Origin of the sequence: Rhodococcus sp. MS13 (assembly GCF_013277835.1) — a bacterium.
GTDB lineage: Bacteria > Actinomycetota > Actinomycetes > Mycobacteriales > Mycobacteriaceae > Rhodococcus_F > Rhodococcus_F erythropolis.
In genome coordinates this window covers 354,055-371,993 of record NZ_VBTL01000009.1, presented here as the reverse complement: position 1 = coordinate 371,993, position 17,939 = coordinate 354,055, and the positions used below count along the sequence as shown (strand labels likewise).

21 protein-coding genes and 1 tRNA gene are annotated in these 17,939 nt (G+C 61.6%); 9 read left to right on the top strand and 13 right to left on the bottom strand.

Annotated features, from left to right (window positions below; translation table 11 throughout):
* The first annotated feature begins 2 nt into the window (after positions 1-2).
* Both metG and FEZ59_RS19210 read left to right on the top strand, forming a co-directional pair.
* A complete protein-coding gene (gene metG / locus FEZ59_RS19215) occupies positions 3-1,601 on the top strand; it encodes a methionine--tRNA ligase (protein ID WP_019744705.1) in 1,599 nt (532 codons plus the stop codon).
* 81 nt (positions 1,602-1,682) lie between these two features.
* Complete coding sequence (locus FEZ59_RS19210) at positions 1,683-2,930, top strand: DUF2786 domain-containing protein (protein ID WP_202022975.1); 1,248 nt, start codon at positions 1,683-1,685, stop codon at positions 2,928-2,930.
* Here FEZ59_RS19210 and rsmI read toward each other — a convergent pair.
* Complete coding sequence (gene rsmI, locus FEZ59_RS19205; protein ID WP_021332320.1) at positions 2,927-3,757, bottom strand: 16S rRNA (cytidine(1402)-2'-O)-methyltransferase; 831 nt, start codon at positions 3,755-3,757, stop codon at positions 2,927-2,929. The two genes, FEZ59_RS19210 and rsmI, sit on opposite strands and share 4 nt — an antisense overlap.
* Positions 3,758-3,780: 23 nt before the next feature.
* Here rsmI and FEZ59_RS19200 point away from each other — a divergent pair, with 23 nt between their 5' ends.
* Positions 3,781-5,340, top strand: coding sequence for a phospholipid carrier-dependent glycosyltransferase (locus FEZ59_RS19200; RefSeq protein WP_024487795.1), 1,560 nt, complete (start codon positions 3,781-3,783; stop codon positions 5,338-5,340).
* A 54-nt stretch (positions 5,341-5,394) separates the two neighbouring features.
* Here the strand turns inward: FEZ59_RS19200 and FEZ59_RS19195 are convergent, their stop codons facing one another.
* The 4 genes from FEZ59_RS19195 to FEZ59_RS19180 all read right to left on the bottom strand — a co-directional run bounded on the left by FEZ59_RS19195 (position 5,395) and on the right by FEZ59_RS19180 (position 8,662).
* Positions 5,395-7,029, bottom strand: coding sequence for a BCCT family transporter (locus FEZ59_RS19195; RefSeq protein WP_019744709.1), 1,635 nt, complete (start codon positions 7,027-7,029; stop codon positions 5,395-5,397).
* Positions 7,030-7,113: 84 nt separating this feature from the next.
* Positions 7,114-7,545: a DoxX family protein gene (locus FEZ59_RS19190; RefSeq protein ID WP_020908616.1), complete on the bottom strand. Its 432-nt coding sequence runs from the start codon at positions 7,543-7,545 to the stop codon at positions 7,114-7,116.
* 48 nt (positions 7,546-7,593) lie between these two features.
* Entirely contained in the window at positions 7,594-7,953 is a 360-nt protein-coding gene (locus FEZ59_RS19185) for a GntR family transcriptional regulator (protein ID WP_020970329.1), read from the bottom strand.
* Between the two features lie 25 nt (positions 7,954-7,978).
* Positions 7,979-8,662, bottom strand: coding sequence for an SDR family oxidoreductase (locus tag FEZ59_RS19180; RefSeq protein WP_020970330.1), 684 nt, complete (start codon positions 8,660-8,662; stop codon positions 7,979-7,981).
* Between the two features lie 94 nt (positions 8,663-8,756).
* Here FEZ59_RS19180 and arsC point away from each other — a divergent pair, with 94 nt between their 5' ends.
* Entirely contained in the window at positions 8,757-9,110 is a 354-nt protein-coding gene (arsC, locus tag FEZ59_RS19175) for an arsenate reductase (glutaredoxin) (RefSeq protein WP_020970331.1), read from the top strand.
* 10 nt (positions 9,111-9,120) lie between these two features.
* Here the strand turns inward: arsC and arcA are convergent, their stop codons facing one another.
* Complete coding sequence (gene arcA, locus FEZ59_RS19170) at positions 9,121-10,338, bottom strand: arginine deiminase (RefSeq protein WP_019744713.1); 1,218 nt, start codon at positions 10,336-10,338, stop codon at positions 9,121-9,123.
* A gap of 99 nt (positions 10,339-10,437) precedes the next feature.
* Here arcA and FEZ59_RS19165 point away from each other — a divergent pair, with 99 nt between their 5' ends.
* Together FEZ59_RS19165 and soxR are read left to right on the top strand one after the other, a co-directional pair.
* Positions 10,438-10,926 carry an FABP family protein gene (locus FEZ59_RS19165; RefSeq protein ID WP_172933043.1) on the top strand — a complete coding sequence of 163 codons (489 nt, stop codon included), beginning with the start codon at positions 10,438-10,440 and terminating at the stop codon, positions 10,924-10,926.
* Between the two features lie 5 nt (positions 10,927-10,931).
* Entirely contained in the window at positions 10,932-11,411 is a 480-nt protein-coding gene (gene soxR / locus FEZ59_RS19160; RefSeq protein ID WP_019744715.1) for a redox-sensitive transcriptional activator SoxR, read from the top strand.
* On the opposite strand, the gene FEZ59_RS19155 is transcribed toward soxR, so the two are convergent.
* The 3 genes from FEZ59_RS19155 to FEZ59_RS19145 all read right to left on the bottom strand — a co-directional run bounded on the left by FEZ59_RS19155 (position 11,397) and on the right by FEZ59_RS19145 (position 13,059).
* Positions 11,397-11,879, bottom strand: a complete 483-nt coding sequence (locus FEZ59_RS19155; RefSeq protein ID WP_172933042.1) for a DUF2505 domain-containing protein — start codon at positions 11,877-11,879, stop codon at positions 11,397-11,399. The two genes, soxR and FEZ59_RS19155, sit on opposite strands and share 15 nt — an antisense overlap.
* A 48-nt stretch (positions 11,880-11,927) precedes the next feature.
* Positions 11,928-12,773: an SDR family oxidoreductase gene (locus tag FEZ59_RS19150; protein ID WP_019744717.1), complete on the bottom strand. Its 846-nt coding sequence runs from the start codon at positions 12,771-12,773 to the stop codon at positions 11,928-11,930.
* Between the two features lie 142 nt (positions 12,774-12,915).
* Positions 12,916-13,059 carry a hypothetical protein gene (locus tag FEZ59_RS19145; protein ID WP_162267916.1) on the bottom strand — a complete coding sequence of 48 codons (144 nt, stop codon included), beginning with the start codon at positions 13,057-13,059 and terminating at the stop codon, positions 12,916-12,918.
* 492 nt (positions 13,060-13,551) lie between these two features.
* Here FEZ59_RS19145 and FEZ59_RS19140 point away from each other — a divergent pair, with 492 nt between their 5' ends.
* Positions 13,552-13,968 carry a helix-turn-helix domain-containing protein gene (locus FEZ59_RS19140; RefSeq protein WP_003946231.1) on the top strand — a complete coding sequence of 139 codons (417 nt, stop codon included), beginning with the start codon at positions 13,552-13,554 and terminating at the stop codon, positions 13,966-13,968.
* Between the two features lie 42 nt (positions 13,969-14,010).
* Here FEZ59_RS19140 and FEZ59_RS19135 read toward each other — a convergent pair whose 3' ends face one another.
* Together FEZ59_RS19135 and FEZ59_RS19130 are read right to left on the bottom strand one after the other, a co-directional pair.
* Positions 14,011-15,012, bottom strand: a complete 1,002-nt coding sequence (locus FEZ59_RS19135) for a hypothetical protein (RefSeq protein WP_020908623.1) — start codon at positions 15,010-15,012, stop codon at positions 14,011-14,013.
* Entirely contained in the window at positions 15,009-15,509 is a 501-nt protein-coding gene (locus tag FEZ59_RS19130) for an ImmA/IrrE family metallo-endopeptidase (RefSeq protein ID WP_003946241.1), read from the bottom strand. The genes FEZ59_RS19135 and FEZ59_RS19130 overlap by 4 nt, the downstream gene beginning before the upstream one ends.
* 178 nt (positions 15,510-15,687) lie before the next feature.
* Between FEZ59_RS19130 and FEZ59_RS19125 the strand changes: the two genes are divergently transcribed.
* Positions 15,688-16,257, top strand: a complete 570-nt coding sequence (locus FEZ59_RS19125; protein ID WP_172933041.1) for a hypothetical protein — start codon at positions 15,688-15,690, stop codon at positions 16,255-16,257.
* Complete coding sequence (locus FEZ59_RS19120; protein WP_207105598.1) at positions 16,257-16,481, top strand: hypothetical protein; 225 nt, start codon at positions 16,257-16,259, stop codon at positions 16,479-16,481. Before FEZ59_RS19125 ends, FEZ59_RS19120 begins: the two co-directional genes overlap by 1 nt.
* Before the next feature lie 292 nt (positions 16,482-16,773).
* Here FEZ59_RS19120 and FEZ59_RS19115 read toward each other — a convergent pair.
* Positions 16,774-16,849, bottom strand: a tRNA-Ala gene (locus FEZ59_RS19115).
* A gap of 102 nt (positions 16,850-16,951) precedes the next feature.
* Entirely contained in the window at positions 16,952-17,686 is a 735-nt protein-coding gene (gene glpR, locus FEZ59_RS19110; protein WP_060939735.1) for a gephyrin-like molybdotransferase receptor GlpR, read from the bottom strand.
* Between the last annotated feature and the right edge of the window lie 253 nt (positions 17,687-17,939).

Genomic DNA, 17,939 nt, shown 5'->3' with positions numbered 1-17,939 from the left:
CCATGACTGTGCCTGCCTCACCCTCCCAGACCCCGCGCCCGGACTCCGCCGCCCCGGAAGGCGCGGAACGATCGCCGTTCTACATCACGACAGCGATCGCGTATCCCAACGGCGCTCCGCACATCGGCCACGCGTACGAGTACATCTCTTCGGACGCGCTCGCCCGCTTCAAGCGCTTGGACGGTCATGAAGTGTTCTTCATGACCGGTACCGACGAGCACGGTCTGAAGATGCAGCAGACAGCGATCAAAGAGGGCATCGACGTACGCGAACTCGCGGCTCGAAACTCCGACGTGTTCCAGAACCTCGACAAGGTCCTGAACATCTCGTACGACCGGTTCATCCGCACCACGGACGCTGATCACCAGGTCGCCAGCAAGGCGATCTGGGAGAAGATGGCCGCATCGGGCGACATCTACCTCGACACGTACTCGGGTTGGTACTCGGTTCGGGACGAGGCCTTCTACACCGAAGCCGAGACCACGCTTCTGGAGGACGGCACCCGTCAGTCCACCGAGACCGGCACCCCGGTGGAGTGGACCGAGGAGTCGAACTACACCTTCCGTCTCTCGGCGTACGGGGAGCGTCTCCTCGCGCTGTATGAAGAGCACCCCGAATTCATCGCCCCCACGACTCGCCGCAACGAGATCGTCAGCTTCGTCAAGGGCGGCCTCAAGGACATCTCGATCTCGCGCACCACGTTCGACTGGGGCGTCAAGGTGCCGGGCGACCCGGACCACGTCATGTACGTCTGGGTAGACGCCCTCACCAACTACCTGACGGGCGTCGGATACCCGAACGTCGACTCGGAGGAGTTCAAGAAGTTCTGGCCCGCGAGCCTGCACATCATCGGCAAGGACATCACGCGGTTCCACACCGTGTACTGGCCGGCATTCCTCATGTCTGCCGGCATCGAACTGCCGGAGCGGGTGTTCGTCCACGGCTTCTTGTACAACAAGGGCGAGAAGATGTCGAAGTCCGTCGGCAACGTCGTCGACCCAATCGCGATGGTCGATCAGTACGGCCTCGACGCGGTCCGCTTCTTCTTGCTTCGCGAGATCTCGTACGGTCAGGACGGCAGCTACAGTCACGAAGCGATCGTGACGCGCATGAATGCTGATCTCTCGAACGAACTCGGCAATCTCGCGCAGCGTTCGCTGACGATGGTCGCGAAGAACTGCGACGCCCAGGTACCCACCCCCGGCGAGTTCACCGAGGACGACCTGGCGATGCTGGCATCGGCGGATGCCCTGCTTGCCAAGTGCCGCAGCGAGTTCGACGTGCAGGCTCTACACCTCGCGCTGGAAGCCATCTGGGGCGTGCTCGGCGAGACCAACCGGTACTTCTCCAAGCAGGAACCGTGGGTTCTGCGTAAGACCGATCCGGCACGCATGGCGACGGTTCTGTACGTGACGCTCGAAGTGGTCCGTATCGTCGGGCTTCTCGTTCAGCCGGTGATGCCCGACGCGGCGTCACGCATCCTCGATCTGCTCGGCCAGAGCGAGGAGAACCGGCAGTTCGCCGACATCGCGGTTCGCATCGACGCCAACCGGAAACTGCCTGCTCCGGCGCCAGTTTTCCCCCGCTTCGTCGAGGAATGAGCTAAGCGAGAGTGCCGCACGTGGGGTCCGAGATATCCGGTTACAGGCGGATGTGTCGGACCCCACGTGCACACTCCAGCCATGACGACGAATAGAACATACATTCGAACCAGCGCTTCGGCGCAGACACTGCCATGGAACGGAGCGCGGGTGTCCACTCAGGAGGTCAGCCCTCAATCCGTTTCCGCGGTGCGAGATCTCGTTTCCGAACTGTCCGCGGCGTACGACCGCGGATGGCAGCCGGCGGATCTGATTCATCTGGCGCGTCGAAGCAAAGAAGCGTCCGACGCCGATCTAGCCGCCACCACCATCCTGTTCGATGCGAAAGCGTCGCGCGCCTCCGATCGCGCACCGCTCGAATGGGTGGGGCAGTTGCAGACGATCGGCGAGCAGTATGCGAAGTCTCGACGCATCGCTTCTCGAATCACCGTGGACGACGACGTTTTTCGCTCCCTCGCGGCCGGCCTTCTGTTCCAGGATCCCTACTTCCTTGTTTCGCAGATCGTCGACGTTGCGCGATCGTGGATGCGCCTACCTCAGTGGACGGTGTTGCTCGCGCCACCATCCACCTGGCCGTCGCAACGGACCGACACCAGCTATGCCGGCGTCGGCGATACCGAGGTCGACGCCAAGGTACTCAAGCGAATTCGTGGATTACTCGCCAAAGCGGAAGCCACCAACTTCGCGGAAGAAGCCGAGATTTTCACCGCGAAGGCTCAGGAGTTGATGACCCGGTACGCCATCGATTCCGCGCTGCTCCACTCTCGCGCCGGGGTCACCGACACATCCGTGAATGCCCGACGCATTCACATCGAGAACCCGTACGTGAAGGAAAAGGTTCACCTCCTGACCGAGATCGGCGAATCGAATCGAGTCAGGACTGTCTGGTTCAGCGACATCGCACTCGCGACCGTCGTCGGCACTCCGGTCGACCTTCAGCAAGTCGACATGCTGTTCACTTCCTTGCTCGTACAGGCAACCCGTGCAATGCAATTCGCCGACTCGAGCAATCGTGGCGGCTCACGCACCACCTCGTTCCGCAAGGGATTCCTGGCCGGGTTCGCCAGCCGCATCGGACACCGTCTGCGAGACGCCGGCACCAAAGCCACCGCCGAAGCGGCCGACGCGGCATCGATGGACGTCGCGGATCTTCTGCCGATCCTGGCCACCACTTCCGAGGCCGTCGACGCCGAATTCGATCGATTGTTCCCGACAACCCGCAAAACTCGCGGACGGTCCGTCGACGCCGAAGGCTGGCACGCCGGCCAGGCTGCAGCCGACGACGCCAACCTGCGTCCCGGCGCACCCGCCGTGAACCGCTCCCGCTAGTCCTTTCGAGCGGCCAGGACCGTCTCGTACAACTCACGCTTGGAGACTCCGGCCGTTGCGACCAGAGCACACGCGTCCTTCAATCGTGCTCCCCCCTCAACCAGCCTTTCCACCTCGTCGACCAGATCGGCAGGATCAGATGCCACCAGCACTGCGCCTTCGAGCACCACCGTGATCTCTCCGCGAACGCCCTCGGCCGCCCAAGTAGCTAACTCTCCGAGAGTGCCGCGCTTCACTTCCTCGTAGGTCTTGGTCAATTCCCGGCACACGGCCGCGCGGCGATCGGGCCCGAGAACTTCCACCGCATCTGCGAGGCAGTCGGCAAGGCGATGGGGTGCTTCGAAGAACACACACGCTCGCTGCTCGGTTGCCAGGGCCGAAAGCCAGGTCTTGCGCTGCCCCTGCTTTCGCGGTGGGAACCCATCGAAGCAGAACCGCTCCACCGGCAAACCCGAGAGTGCCAGCGCCGTCGTGACCGCCGACGGGCCCGGGAGACACGTGACGGCGAGGTTCTCGGCTACGCAGGCGGCAACGAGGCGATATCCGGGGTCACTGACCGACGGCATGCCTGCATCGGTGACCAGCAGGACGGTCTTGCCTTCGGCCACGTCGGCGACCAACGCGGGCAGCCGCGAAATCTCGACCTGATCGTAGAAACTGACGATCTTCCCGGTGATGGTTACCTCGAGCGCGGACGCCAGAGACTTGGTGCGTCGTGTGTCCTCCGCAGCGACGACGTCGGCGGTTGCGAGAGCAGACCGAAGACGCGGGGACGCGTCACCGACATCTCCCATGGGTGTTGCGGCGAGTACCAAACGACCAGTCATACCTGACAGCCTACGATTGCCAGGTGACTGTGCAGACGGACGAGCGGCCAACGCCCGCCACGAGCGATCGGGTAGTGCGTAGTCCCGGCCCGCTGGTACCGGATCCTGATTTCGGCCCGACCGACAGATTGCGCGGCTGGATCGTCACCGCTTTCATCACCGCCATCGCGGCGATCACCCGCTTCACGATGCTCGCCTACCCGACCGACGCCGGCACACCTGTATTCGACGAGAAGCACTACGTTCCGCAGGGCTGGCAAGTTCTGACCGGCGGTGGCATCGAGGACAATCCCGGTTACGGATTGGTGGTGCACCCGCCGATCGGTAAGCAGATGATCGCGATCGGCGAAGCACTCTTCGGTTACAACGGTTGGGGGTGGCGATTCTCGTCAGCCCTGGTCGGGACGCTGATGGTCCTGCTGATCATCCGGATCGTCCGCCGCATGACGCGGTCCACGCTGATCGGGGCGATTGCCGGAATCCTGCTCATCGTGGACGGCGTCACCTTCGTCTCCTCACGCCTCGGGATGCTCGACATCTTCCTGGCATTCTTCGTCCTTGCGGCGCTCGGATGCCTGGTGGTCGATCGCGACCAAGTCCGCGAACGAATGGCGAAGGTATACGAGGAAGGTCGAATCGGCGATTCCGCCTGGGGTCCACGGCTGGGTTTCCGGTGGTGGAGGTTCGGCGCCGGCATCCTGCTCGGTCTGGCATGCGGAACCAAGTGGTCCGGCATGTACTTCATTCTGTTCTTCGGATTGCTCAGTGTTGCCTTCGACCTGTCAGCGCGCCGCGCATACCGCGTGCAGCGCCCCTGGGTCGGCACCGCAGTTCGCGACATCGGTCCAGCTCTGTATGCGCTGGTGGTCATTCCGCTCGGTGTGTACCTCGCGAGCTACTGGGCCTGGTTCACCAGCGAGACCGGCGTGGACCGTCACGCCGTCGGTAACGAGATCGGTGAGGGCGGCACGTGGAGCTTCATTCCCTCCGCACTGCGTTCACTCTGGTACTACAGCGGAAACGTTCTCCAGTTCCATGCCGGTCTGACCAACTCCGCCGGAAACCACCACCCGTGGGAGTCGAAACCGTGGACGTGGCCGATGGGGCTACGACCGATGCTCTACTACTACGCCGACGGCGAGCAGGTCACCGGTTGCGGGGCCGCCAGCTGCGTCAAGGCCGTGATGCTGATCGGCACACCGGCGATGTGGTGGCTGGCACTACCGATGTTGGCGTGGGCGATCTGGCAGACGTTCGTGCGCAGGGACTGGCGATACGCCGTGGTCCTGACGGGCTACGGCGCCGCTTACCTTCCGTGGTTCGCGACGCTCGACCGCCAGATGTACTACTTCTACGCAGTTGCACTCGCCCCGTTCATGGTCATGGGATTTGCGCTGGTCCTCGGCGATGTTCTGGGCAAGGCGAGCGCGTCCGTCGAGCGTCGTACCACCGGACTTCTTGCGGTCAGTCTGTACATCGGTCTGGTCGTGGCCAACTTCGTCTACCTCTGGCCGATACTCACCGCCATGCCGATCACGCCGGAATCGTGGCAGAACCATCTGTGGCTGCCTAGCTGGAAATAGTGGGACAGACGAAGGAGGCACCGAACCTGGTTCGGTGCCTCCTTCGTTTCACGATTACTCTGTCGGCTTACCGACGCGACGTCCCCGCCTCGGGCGTAGGAGAGCACGTTTCTGCTCCTTCGCCGCAATGATGATCGGGTCGTGCGAAAGATCCTTGTACAGCGAGAAGCACAGTCCGATCATGACCAGCACGAACGGCGCCGCAGCAATGATCGTCATGGTCTGCAAGCCGTCGAGCGCTTCAGAGCCACCGGTCCACAGCAGAAGCGCCGCGACGCCACCGGTCAACATGCCCCAGAAGACCACAACCCAGCGACTCGGTTCGAGCGTTCCGCGCTGCGAGAGCGTCCCCATCACCATCGACGCAGCGTCTGCGCCGGAAACGAAGAACACTGCCACGAGCAGCATGACGAGGACAGTCGTCACTCCGGCCAACGGCAGATTGTCGAGCATGCCGAACAGTTGAGCCTCTTCCGAGCCTCGGCCGGACAAGCCGATTCCGTCACGTTCCTCGCCGATGCCTGCGCCGCCGAAGATCGCGAACCAGAGCAAGCTGACAGTCGTGGGAACGGCGATGACGCCGACGATGAACTGGCGGATCGTGCGGCCGCGGCTGATGCGTGCCAGGAACATGCCGACGAACGGCGTCCAAGACACCCACCATGCCCAGTAGAAGATCGTCCACGACGAAAGCCACGCGCCCGTTTCAGGATTCGACGATGCACCCGTGCGGGCGGACATCTGGGCGAGGTCGGAAACGTATGCGCCAATGGTCGTCGGGAGCAGATTGAGAATCAGCACGGTCGGCCCGAGAACGAACACGAACAGCGCCAAGATCAGCGCGAGCACCATGTTGATGTTGGAGAGCCACTGAATTCCCTTGGCCACACCGGAAACTGCCGAAGCGACGAATGCCAGGGTCAGCACCGCAACGATAGCCACGAGCAGGAAAACGCCGGCTTCTTCCATCCAGCCGACTACCTCGAAACCGGAGCCGATCTGAAGTGCGCCGAGCCCCAAAGATGCTGCGGTACCAAAAAGTGTGGCAAAGATCGCCAGGATGTCGATGACCTTGCCGATCGGCCCTTCGGCCTTGCGACCGAGCAACGGAATGAAGGCCGAACTGAACAGTTGCTTGCGTCCTCGGCGATACGACCCGTATGCAATGGCAAGGCCCACAACGGCATACATCGCCCAAGGATGAAGACCCCAGTGAAACATGGTGGTGGCCATGGCAGTTCCGACGCCACCGTCGGTGCCGGGAGGCGGAGTCACGTAGTGCGCAAGCGGTTCCGCGACACCGAAGAACATGAGGCCGATCCCCATGCCGGCGCTGAACATCATCGCGATCCAGCTGACGGTTCGGAACTCGGGCTTCTCACCGTCCTTGCCCAGCGGAATGTCGCCGAATCGACTGACCGCGAGGTAGATGGAAAACAGCACGAAAGCCGAAGCTGCGAGTACGAAGAGCCAGCCGATGTTCGTCACCAACCAGCCGAGAACACTTCCGGTTACCGAATCGAGGTTGTCGGGAGCTACGAGGCCCCACACGACAATAGCCAGCACCGCGGCAGCCGCCACGGAAAACACCACGTAGTCGGTCCGAACGCCTACTCGAGTAAAGCCCGTCTCCGGGCGCTCTTCGTTGGCCCCGGAATCTTGTTCGGATCGATCAGATTTCGTCACCATAGATGACTACGTTCGTCACTTTATGGGCCAAAAGCAAGCCGGAAGGCGGGCTCAACGTCCGTTGAACCCGCCTTCTCACCCCGATCAAGCTGGGGTTTTAACCCAACCGTTGCCCTTGCCGATCAATCCGTCGATACTGATGCGTCCTGCGCCGATCACAGCGATCAAGAGCGATCCGACACCGAGTGCGACGACGAGTTCGTAGCCACCGTTGTCGATGAAGACACCCTTGTCCGCGTGCACGATGAAGAACGCGCCGACCATGTCGAGGAACAGCAGCGCGCCGACGAGCGGGGTCAACAGACCCGCGATGAGCAGGATTCCGCCGCCGAGTTCGATGGATGCAGCCACAACCGCAGAAATCTTGGGGAGCGGGGCGCCCATCCCTTCAAACGCGGCCTGCGTTCCGGCGATCTTGTAGGTGAAGAACTTCTGCCAACCGTGGGCGATGAAGATGATCCCGAGGCCGACACGGGCGATGAGGAGTCCGAGGTCACGAGCAATCGACGAATTCATGAGCCAAGACTGACAGCTTTAAGTTGAAGCGTCAACTTAAACAGTGTGTCATGCACCTCTCAATGCTGACTCCACCATGGCGACGATCTCACTGTCGGAGTACCCGAGCGAGCGGACCCTATGCGCAAACGCGGTCGCCGCCTGCTCGGCCTGCGCCTGCACCGGATCGGTCCCCGAAGCGATGAATGTCCCTTGCTTTCCCCTCGTTTCGATGACGCCCTGATCGCTGAGCGCGCGATAAGCCTTCGCGACGGTGTTGGCCGCCAATCCCAGCTCCGAGGCCAACGCTCGCACCGTCGGGATCTTGGTTCCCGCGATCAATCCGCCACCGTGAACCTGCTCGATAATCTGTTGCCGCAGTTGGTCGTACGGAGCTGTGGAGGAATCGTGTTCGATTGCGATCTTCATCGTCACCCTCGTCGTATCTTCTCGGTCACAAGCCCTCGATCGCCTCGCGGATCGTATGCGGGCCGGAGGTCAGAACCAATGTCTTGCCGACGCTGGACGGCGCATCGATGAGCGCTTCGACGACCGCGGCTACATCGGCTCGAGGCACAGAGCCTCGATCGACGGGCGGCTGCGCAAGCAATACTTCGCCGGTCGGGTCGTCGTCCGTCAGAAGGCCTGGCCGAAGAATCGTCCAATCCAGCGAAGACCTTGTCTTCAGGTCTTCCTCCGCTGCCGTCTTCGCCCGCAGGTAGGCGGCAAAAACCTCGTCGGTGTTCTCCGGTATTTCGTCACCAGCACCCATGGCGCTGATCTGAATGAACCGACGCACTCCCGCTTTCTCGGCGGCATCGGCCAACAGCACCGCCGCAGCTCGGTCGACGGAGTCCTTGCGCTCGATCGAGCTACCAGGTCCGGCGCCCGCGGCGAAGACCGCGACGTCGGCACCGTCGAGTACCTTCGCAACTTCCTCGACCGTGGAGGATTCCAGATCGATCACCACGGGGAACGCGCCGAGTGTGCGGACCGCACCCTCGTGCGCGGAGTTGCGGATCAGCGCTACCGGCCGATCACCATGTCCTGCCAGCAGGTACGTCAGGTGCTGCGCGATCTTGCCGTGCCCGCCGGCAATGACCACGCGTCGTTCGTCCACACTTCGATGTTCCGTCATCGTTTTCTCCTCACACGTCGGTACTTCAAGTGCAGCACTCCGGAGCGGCCCGTTGTTCCCCTGTTTGTCCCACGAGTTCGGACGCAGAGGCACAATGACGAACATGGCATCTGCAACCATCTTCCACAATCAACGGTGCAACACCTCGCGGACCGTTCTCGGGCTCATCCGGGAAGCCGGCATCGAACCCACCATCGTCAAGTACCTCGATACTCCGCCTACCCGATCCGAGCTGGAAAAACTCATCGCCGACGCCGGCCTCGAGCCCAGTCAAGCGGTTCGCAAGCGCGAAACGCAGTACAAGGACCTCGGACTCGCCGACGCTTCCGAATCCGAGATCCTCGACGCGATGATCGAGCACCCAATTCTGATCGAACGCCCATTCGTCGTCACTGACAAGGGCACGGTGCTCGCGCGTCCGGCAGCCAAGGTGGAAGAGATTCTCTGACGTCTACCGCTCACAGCGGATCGCGGGCGATCGGGCAGGACATGCAGCGAGGTCCACCGCGACCGGAGCCCAGTTCGGAACCCGCGATTCGCAAAACCTCGATACCCGAGGCCTCCAGCCTGGCATTCGTTTCGACGTTGCGCTCGTAAGCGACGACGACGCCCGGTTCGACGGCCAACGTGTTGTTGCCGTCGTCCCATTGCTCACGCTCGGCAGTGACCGTGTCGAGTCCGGTGTCGATCACTCGAAGTTTTCCGATTCCCATGGCGTCGGCTGCCGCTTCGAGGAACGGCGTCGCACCGCGAATACTCACCCCGTCGTCTTCCTTGCGAAGGGTGAACGCTGCCAATGTGTCCTGAATGGCCGGATACATGACGACCGCGTCGGCCTCGACCATGGTGCAGACCGTGTCGAGATGCATCGACGCTCGGCGTTGCTCGATCGGAACAACCAACACCGTGTGGGCGAGACCGTCGTCGAACACGCTACGCGCCAATGCTTCTGCGCCGGCGGGTGACGTACGTTCACCGACACCGATCGCGATCACCCCAGGCGCGAGAAGCAGCACGTCACCTCCCTCGACAGGAGCCGTGTGCGACTCGTACGCGCGGCGCACTCCCTTGAATCGAGGGTGATGCGCGTAGACCAGATCCGTGATCGAGGATTCGCGAGCTCGCGCTGACAACGCCAAGGACGTGATGATGACCCGTGGCCCGACCCAGAACGACGAATCGCGGGTGAAGAGCAAGTTGGGCAGCGGGTCGATCACGAAGTCACCGCCGTGATGCATCCTGCGCACCAACGAGGTCGAGCCGGCGTCGATCGGCAGCTCGTCGAACGTCATTCCGGCAGTAAGGATCGACGACAGCTCCTTCGGTTCTACCTTTCGCAGGTACGCAGCCAGGTGTTGTCCGAGCGCGTGGCCGATCTTGCGTGCGTCGACGGCGGCCGCGATTCCCTGGATCCTCGCTGCGCCACTGACCTCGAGCGCCTCGGTGAGGAGATCGGACAAAAGCAGTACCTCGACGCCACGCTCACGAAGGACGGTCGCAAACTGATCGTGTTCTTCCTGCGCGCGGTCCACCCACGGCAACGCGTCGAACAGCAGCTCGTCGTTGTTGCGCGGAGTCAATCGTTTCAACTCGTCGCCCGGACGATGAAGAATGACCGATCGCAATCGGCCCACCTCGGAATCGACACCGAGGGGGACGGAGCCAGAAGCGTTCATGAGTGAACACTAATCCCGTAGGCCCCACCCAGCAGGGATGAGCAGCTGCCATATCTTCCCGCGTAACGTCTGATCCGACGCAGGCGAGAGGACCACGCAATGAGTAGTACGGATCAGGCGGCGCTGGGTGGCGCCGGAATCGACAGGTTCACCGGGCGCTGGGTCGGCGCTGGAGCCGGACATTTCCCCACCATCGACGACTTCGAGTACTCCGAGGAGATCGAGTTCGCTCCGACACCGAAACCGTTTGTCACCTACTCGTCGCGCACTCGAGGGCTCCCCGACGGCCGACCACTTCACATGGAATCGGGATACCTGCGCCCGACACCTGGTGGTGAGCTCGAACTGCTGGTCAGCCAGCCCACCGGATTTGTCGAGATCCATCGCGGCACCGTCGACGCCGAAGGCACTCTCGCCTTGACCCGTCTCACGCTCGCAGCATCGCCCGACGCAAAACCGGTTCACGACGTCCGGCGAGTCATGCGCGTCCAAGGCGACACCCTGACCTACGACTTGTGGATGGCGCACGGCGACACCCCGCTGACGCATCATCTCCACGCCACCCTCCACCGGGCGACGGACCGGTAGTCGCCATGGAGATGCCGTCGTGGAAAGCCAAGGAACTTACGCCCGGCCAGCTCTCCGAGCGCAGCGGTGTCGCCGTCTCGGCCCTGCATTTCTACGAACGAGAAGGCCTCATCGTCAGTCGCCGGACCAGCGGCAACCAGCGTCGATACCAACGAGACACGCTTCGACGCGTCGCCTTCATCCGAATCTCGCAACGCGTCGGCATTCCGCTGTCGGAAATCCGGGAAGCCCTCGGCACACTTCCTGAAGGCCGTACCCCGAACCGCGCAGATTGGGAACGGTTGTCGACCGGATGGCGGCGCCACCTCGATCTCCGCATCGAGCAACTGGAACGACTACGCGACAATCTCACCGGTTGCATAGGTTGCGGGTGTCTCTCACTGGAGGGATGCGCCCTCGCAAACCCTCACGATCAACTCGCTGCCGCCGGCCCAGGTGCACGCGTTCTGGAGGTGGATTTCGGCGCCGACTCAGGCGAGAAATGACTCGACAGCGTCCCGATCGCGCCCCAGCAAGTCCTCGACGGTCTTCTTCAGCAACTTCTCGATCTGGCCGCCGATAATCGGCATCTTCACTTCGGCCGTCCCGTCGACGACCAGTCGCGTGCGGGACTCGGCGGCGGTGAGGTCGAGCGTCGTCTCGATTCGTATCGGCAGTCCGTGCGCGATCCCGGTGACCGACCCTGCGGCCTTCCCGTCAGACAGAGGCCCCCAGTGGTCGACCCGTTTCAGACCCAGTCGACTCGGCGCAACCTTGGCGACCAGGGTCGGGAGGGAGGCAGAGTCGATTTCCTCGGACACGGATACTTCGATCGATCCGTCTCCAACTTCGATGTCCGAGGTGGCATAAAGGTCTCCGAGTCGGACTTTCCAATAACTCGGGTCAGTCAAAGTTCGATGCACGTCGTCGATCGGATATTTGAATTCGATATCGAAGTGAAAACTCTTCGGCATGACTTTGGTCCCTATTCGACTAGATAAAAGTCCCGTCGGAGTTAATGCTCATCGCTTGAGCAATTTACTGAACTGGTCGTTCGCTTTTTGCATCACGAACTCGTAAGGCGGGGCGAATTTGCGGGCCCACCAGTATCCGAATCGAATGTCATTGGACGTATACACGAGGTACGTGTTCTTCTCGATTCCCCGCAGAATGCACGAGGCCACCTTCTCCGGGGAGACCGCGCGCTTCTCGAACCGGTGCGTGAGCTTTTTGACCCGCGGGTCATCCCGGTCGATACCCGCGATCTCCACGGTTCCCACCAAAGGCGTCTTCACCCCACCAGGCACAACCAGACTGACGCCGATTCCGTGCCGCTTCAGATCGAATCGCAGCACCTCGGAGACCCCACGAAGGCCGAACTTGCTCGCACTGTAAGCGGCATGCCACGGCAGTGCCAAGAGCCCAGCGGCCGAAGACACATTGACCAGGTGCCCACCCTTGCCGGCGCGGATCATGGGCGGAACGAACGTCTCCATGACATGGATCGGTCCCATCAGGTTGACGTCAACCATCGACTTCCAGTGCCGATGCTCGAGGTTCTCGATAGTTCCCCACGCTGAAATGCCGGCGATATTCATGACGACATCCATCGGAGAGAATTGAGTGTGAATCTCGGTACCGAATTTCACAACCTCGTCGTAATCCGAGATATCGAGTGCCTTGGCCAAACTGACCGTGCCGCCTCCGGCACCAACCATTGCGGCAGTCTCTTGCAATCCACGGTCGTTGATATCAGTGAGAAACAATTCGGCTCCGGCCTCGGATGCCCGCAGTGCAGTTGCGCGTCCTATCCCACTACCAGCGCCGGTGATCAGGCATTTCTTACCCTCGAGCGACCTTACTGACATGGATCGACACTCCCCCGCACTCGTACTGTGGACATGCGGGAAAGTCTACGCACGCGTTGTGCGGCCGCCCCGAAACACGCATTGCGGCCGTGAGCATGCCAGAACCCACGACCTCGGCGGCAGTCGCCGAACCCACCGACAGCTACAGACGCTGAGCCATCTGCTCTTGATAGCCCCTGACCGTACGGTCGAGTTCTTCCGCCGCTACATCGTCCCCACGCTTGCGTGCGTCGTGGGCGCGATCCTGGATCTCACGGATCGCGCGGCGCAGTTCGTCATCGCTCATCGTGTGTTTCATATCACAATTCTGCACCTACGCAGGGGGTTTAGCTAGCGCAGATTGCATTCCGGCAAACCGTTCAAGGTTCAACCCCGAAGTGATTCGAGCAACATCGCGAACAGTCGCCATAATTGCAACCGCATCACTCCACACCGTCACTGAACTGCGGTTTTCCTTTCGGAACACAAATGAAAAACCAGGCTAACGCTTAGCTAATATCGTCAAAACGGGTAAAAGGTTTGATACTGGGCACATTAACCAAGTAATGGAAGGTTCGAATAGCGTGACCGTAGCTGCACAATCTTCGTGCGGCCGATACTCGATGTGCGCTGAGACATAGCTGAGCACTCAATGGCCGAACGAAACGAATCTCGGACACATTTGACAACTGGTCCACTAAACAGACTACGGTGAGCTACCGATCGGTTATCCGCGTGATACCGTAGGATTCACTGAACGGACAATTGCTAGCTAGAGAGGATTACGGGGCGGTTCACAATGGCTGACTTTGCAGAACGATTGAACAAACTGTTCGACAGTGTTCATCCTCCGGGGCGCAAACCCCACACCAACGCCGAGGTTGCGGCAGCGCTCATCGAAGACGGCCATCAGATCTCCAAGCCGTACATCTCGCAGCTCCGCTCGGGACAGCGCACCAACCCCTCGGACGAGACAGTCGCTGCGTTCGCCCGGTTCTTCAAGGTGAAGCCCGACTACTTCTTCAACGACATCTACGCTGCCAAGATCGATCACGACCTCGAACTGCTCTCGCAGCTCCAAGGTTACGGCCTTCGCCGCCTCTCGAGCCGCGCATTCGACCTGTCGGAAGAATCGCAGAATCTGCTCACCACGATGGCTGAAAAGCTCCGCGCGAGTGAGGGTTTACCAGAGGTTCCGCCCGACGCGTCACGCTGATGCGAATGTGCTGAAGCACTGAATTGACATGGAGTAGGTCGACTACGATCGTCGACCTACTTTTGTCGTTTCATCGAGTTCCTTCGCCAACAACAACACCCATCGGCGCGCCGACATCTTCTCAGGTGGCGCAATCCATCTGGTGTCCAACACATCCGAGGCCAATGGATCCGCGATCCACCCCGCAAGTATTCCTGCATGGGCGGTAACTGCCCGGGGCGGTTCCTGACCACCGACGTCGAACATCCCGGCGCCGGACTGTATGTACATCGCATCCATGATCTGGGCGATCATGTCCGATGCCCGGAGTACAGACGTACTTCCGGCACTGTCCGCGTCGACAACCTCGGGGAATCGCTTGACGAGAAGCGCGTGCATCCGCCGCAGCCGGTACAGATCTCGTCGGGCACGTAACCAGGTCTCGAGAAGCACCCACGTGATGCCCAGCGCTATCAGAACACTCGAGGCAGCGATGAACCACACCCCTGCGCCCGTCCAGATATCCGATTCGAGTGCGCTGGTGCCACCGATCGATTCGACCAGCATCACGACGACCACGACAAGCAAGACCGACGAACCTGTCACGATCAATGCGATTCCGCGCCCCAACGGCGCCCAGGCAACGTGCCGTAGCCCCGTCGAAATGACAAGGGACAGAGCGACGATGATAAAGATCAGAGCCGGCGCTGGGTATCCGAAGAAAACCGCGATCGCCACCAGCAGCCCCACCGAGTACAGCACCGTGGCGAGACCGCGCATGGCTGGACGCGACATCACCGGCCAGGCAGACACGGCGCCGACTGCGCTGGCCGCGGACAACGCGGTCCACAAGACGATGACGATCATCGCTGCGGCATGTTGCTCCGGCGCAATTCGATCGACGATGTCCCACACCGCAGGCACCATGACCGTCGACGACAATGCGACCGAGAAGCCTGCGAAGACCATCGACATTCGCAACGGCGTCGCGGTGCGCGCGACAACTCGACCCAGTCTCGCGCCGGCTGCAACCCAGACGAGAAGGGCCACAGCCCAAAAGATCATCCGATCGCCTCGTCGTACCGCAACACCGACAGCGGTGTCCCACGGCCACTCATCGTTCGCAGACGCATGATCAACATCGACGCGAACGTCTCGGCTTCCCACTCCGCGATGTCATCCATCGGCACGGGTTCGTTGCGCCGCAGAGAACGTTGACTCAACATGTAGGCGATCAAATCGTCACTGACCTCGAGCGTCGCCTCGGCGATCTCGGCACCTTCGTGGCGAAACACTATGTGCCCCAACTCATGTGCCAGAGTCCGCTCGACATTGGGTAGTCCGGGAGCCAAAACGATGACGTCGTGGTCGTCGTAGGCCCGGCGCTGACCGCACACTCCGGTGGCGAGAGGGGTTTCCAGATCGATCTCGATCGGGCGCCCACGCTCTCGGGCGACTGTCTGCACCACCGTAAGCAGTGACACAGCCTCCGACGACGCTGCTGCGTCACATACGGCATCCACCGCGGCCAGAACGCGGCGATGTGAACGTCTGTCCGGCACGACTCACGCACCTCCCTGTGATCCGGGTGCCAGGAATTCGGCACGTGCGGCAGCCAAACGTGCCTTCTGCAACGATGCTCCGCGGAAAGTCATTGCTCCCGCACCCGCCGCTACGACTGCCATTCCGCCCACACCGCCTGCGACGGCGGCAGCGTTGAGAATCGGCGGAAGGCCTTGAGTGAACGCCGTCGGGAATGCCTGCGGGTTCTCACTGGGACTCGCGACGTTCGGAGCGTTCGACGGTACCTGGGGAGCTACGGGTGCCGGTGCGGCCAGAACCTCGGGCGCGGACGGTGCTGCGACTGCGCCCGGCGCAGCGTTCGCCGGTCCACCGGCAGAGGGTGCAGGTGCTCCGCCGCCCGCTGACGGCCCCTGCGGATCAGACGGTCCAGCCGGCGGAACCGCGGCCTCCGAGGATGGCTCGGAACTCGACTGCGACTCGGAAGGGGACTGCGTCGTCTCGGAGGCTGCTTCGCTAGATGAACTCTCAGTCTGCGAAGTTGCGTTGGTCGCAGGGGAAGCGCTGCTGCTCGGACGTTGCGACGCCGAAGGGTTGGTCGAGGCCTCAGTTGTCGTCGGCTCAGTCGTCGTCGTGGTCGGCTCAGTCGTCGTGGGCTCAGTCGTCGTGGTCGGCTCAGTCGTCGTGGTCGGCTCAGTCGTCGTGGTCGGCTCAGTCGTCGTGGGCTCAGTCGTCGTGGGCTCAGTCGTCGTGGTCGGCGTCGGAATTACCGTTGTACCGCAGTTGTGATGGTGGCAATGCCAGCCGTAGTTGCCGTTGCCGTTGCCGTTGTTACCGCCACCGTTGTTGCCGTTGTTATTGCCGCCGTTGTTGCCGTAGTTGCCGTTTCCGTTGCCATTGTTTCCACCGCCACTGTTGCCGCCAGGTTGGGCGGCGACGATGGCAGGGAAGACCGATACGGCAAGGACGCCGATACCCATCAGGCACATCACAGCAACAAGCATCATCGCTAGCCGTCGTGGCTGGCTCATCGACATTCCTCCCCGACACATACGTCCGACCTGCGAAAAACTGCGGCAGACTCATCGTGCCTATCGCACCGGACACACCCTCGTTACATTTCCGGCAAACATGTATCCGCCCAAGGATCATCCCTCACTTGGAAGCTCAACGGTCCGGATCAGCGGTCGCAATCGTATGAAACGGCGCACACTCGAGCTAAATCTTCACAATTCGGGCAGGCTCTGAAAATGCAGGAAAGGGCCGTTCAACTTTCGTTGAAAGACCCTTTTTGCTGGTACTTCTTGGTGGAGCTGAGGGGAATCGAACCCCTGACCTCTTCGATGCGAACGAAGCGCGCTACCAACTGCGCCACAGCCCCGTGCCACCGCCTCAGCGGTGCTCGGCAACTCTAACAGGAACGAATACTCCCGTTGGAATCACCCGACACGAACTTTCGACCTGACAAGATCGGCCCAGAAGGTCACTGACCGGATGCGCGACGCATCTCGGTGTGCCTGACCTCTTCTTCGTAGTGATCCAAGTGATCGAACGCCGGATCTTCGTCGTCGACCTCGAGGACAACCGCTCCTGGCCGGCGCAATCGCGCTGGAATCAGGCGCAACTCTTCGTCGGTGTGCGATTCGACTCCGAGTCGCGATCGGTTGAGGCGCTCGGTGCGACGACGGCGAATCTCCTGCTCGATACGAACCTGCCGACGTAGGTACGCCATGTACCCACCGAGGCCGCACACGGTCAGCACAAACAACCACCACACCATCGGCGAGATGATCAATGCGAGAGCGCCCGAGAGAATCGCGACGAATGCCAGGCCCAACAATGTCCGCTGACGGAATGCGTACCGCGCCTCCCGGGCGATGGCATCCGCTTCGGGGTCGAATCCGCCTCGGCCGCGCCGAACGGGAACAAATTCTCCGACCGGTGCACGACCGCCGGTGTAGTCGTCTTCTGCGTGAGTGTCCATCTGGTCCTCCGCGTCGTAGCTGCTGCGCACTGGTTCTGGTTGCCAGTTCGGATCGCTTCGATGTCCTGCTGCCGGCCCGCGCTGAACAGGGTTGCTGTCGCCGCGGTGGAGTACTCGAGTCGCGAGCGCCGCGTCACTCGTCTGCCGGATCCTGGGGCGCTTGTTGACAAGCATCGGCACCAGGACGAACAGCCACACGGCCACCAGCCCGATCCACACGAATGAGCTAGGCATGCCGCGGCCTCCTCCCGATCACCTACCAGCACCTATGCCAGCCGTTGACGAGTCAAGGTTAACGGCCGACGCCCTCGCATCGTTGCCGACGCGCCGAACCCCACCATACTCATGTGTCACACGCGTACCGAACTGAACTTCCGGTTCAGTCCCAAAAGTCTCAAGTTCTGGTTGAATCAAAAACCACATTTTTCCGGCCGAAAGTAGGACTACTCAGCGGTAACTGCCGTTTAGCTCGCGTTTCTCACGCTCG

Excerpts from the sequence above, each read along its gene's own strand:
- metG (WP_019744705.1), top strand. The coding sequence starts at position 3 with ATGACTGTGCCTGCCTCACCCTCCCAGACCCCGCGCCCGGACTCCGCC.
- FEZ59_RS19210 (WP_202022975.1), top strand. The coding sequence starts at position 1,683 with ATGACGACGAATAGAACATACATTCGAACCAGCGCTTCGGCGCAGACA.
- rsmI (WP_021332320.1), bottom strand. The coding sequence starts at position 3,757 with ATGACTGGTCGTTTGGTACTCGCCGCAACACCCATGGGAGATGTCGGT.
- FEZ59_RS19195 (WP_019744709.1), bottom strand. The coding sequence starts at position 7,029 with ATGGTGACGAAATCTGATCGATCCGAACAAGATTCCGGGGCCAACGAA.
- FEZ59_RS19190 (WP_020908616.1), bottom strand. The coding sequence starts at position 7,545 with ATGAATTCGTCGATTGCTCGTGACCTCGGACTCCTCATCGCCCGTGTC.
- FEZ59_RS19185 (WP_020970329.1), bottom strand. The coding sequence starts at position 7,953 with ATGAAGATCGCAATCGAACACGATTCCTCCACAGCTCCGTACGACCAA.
- FEZ59_RS19180 (WP_020970330.1), bottom strand. The coding sequence starts at position 8,662 with ATGACGGAACATCGAAGTGTGGACGAACGACGCGTGGTCATTGCCGGC.
- arsC (WP_020970331.1), top strand. The coding sequence starts at position 8,757 with ATGACGAACATGGCATCTGCAACCATCTTCCACAATCAACGGTGCAAC.
- arcA (WP_019744713.1), bottom strand. The coding sequence starts at position 10,338 with ATGAACGCTTCTGGCTCCGTCCCCCTCGGTGTCGATTCCGAGGTGGGC.
- FEZ59_RS19165 (WP_172933043.1), top strand. The coding sequence starts at position 10,438 with ATGAGTAGTACGGATCAGGCGGCGCTGGGTGGCGCCGGAATCGACAGG.
- soxR (WP_019744715.1), top strand. The coding sequence starts at position 10,932 with ATGGAGATGCCGTCGTGGAAAGCCAAGGAACTTACGCCCGGCCAGCTC.
- FEZ59_RS19155 (WP_172933042.1), bottom strand. The coding sequence starts at position 11,879 with ATGCCGAAGAGTTTTCACTTCGATATCGAATTCAAATATCCGATCGAC.
- FEZ59_RS19150 (WP_019744717.1), bottom strand. The coding sequence starts at position 12,773 with ATGTCAGTAAGGTCGCTCGAGGGTAAGAAATGCCTGATCACCGGCGCT.
- FEZ59_RS19145 (WP_162267916.1), bottom strand. The coding sequence starts at position 13,059 with ATGAGCGATGACGAACTGCGCCGCGCGATCCGTGAGATCCAGGATCGC.
- FEZ59_RS19140 (WP_003946231.1), top strand. The coding sequence starts at position 13,552 with ATGGCTGACTTTGCAGAACGATTGAACAAACTGTTCGACAGTGTTCAT.
- FEZ59_RS19135 (WP_020908623.1), bottom strand. The coding sequence starts at position 15,012 with ATGATCTTTTGGGCTGTGGCCCTTCTCGTCTGGGTTGCAGCCGGCGCG.
- FEZ59_RS19120 (WP_207105598.1), top strand. The coding sequence starts at position 16,257 with ATGGTGGCAATGCCAGCCGTAGTTGCCGTTGCCGTTGCCGTTGTTACC.
- glpR (WP_060939735.1), bottom strand. The coding sequence starts at position 17,686 with ATGCCTAGCTCATTCGTGTGGATCGGGCTGGTGGCCGTGTGGCTGTTC.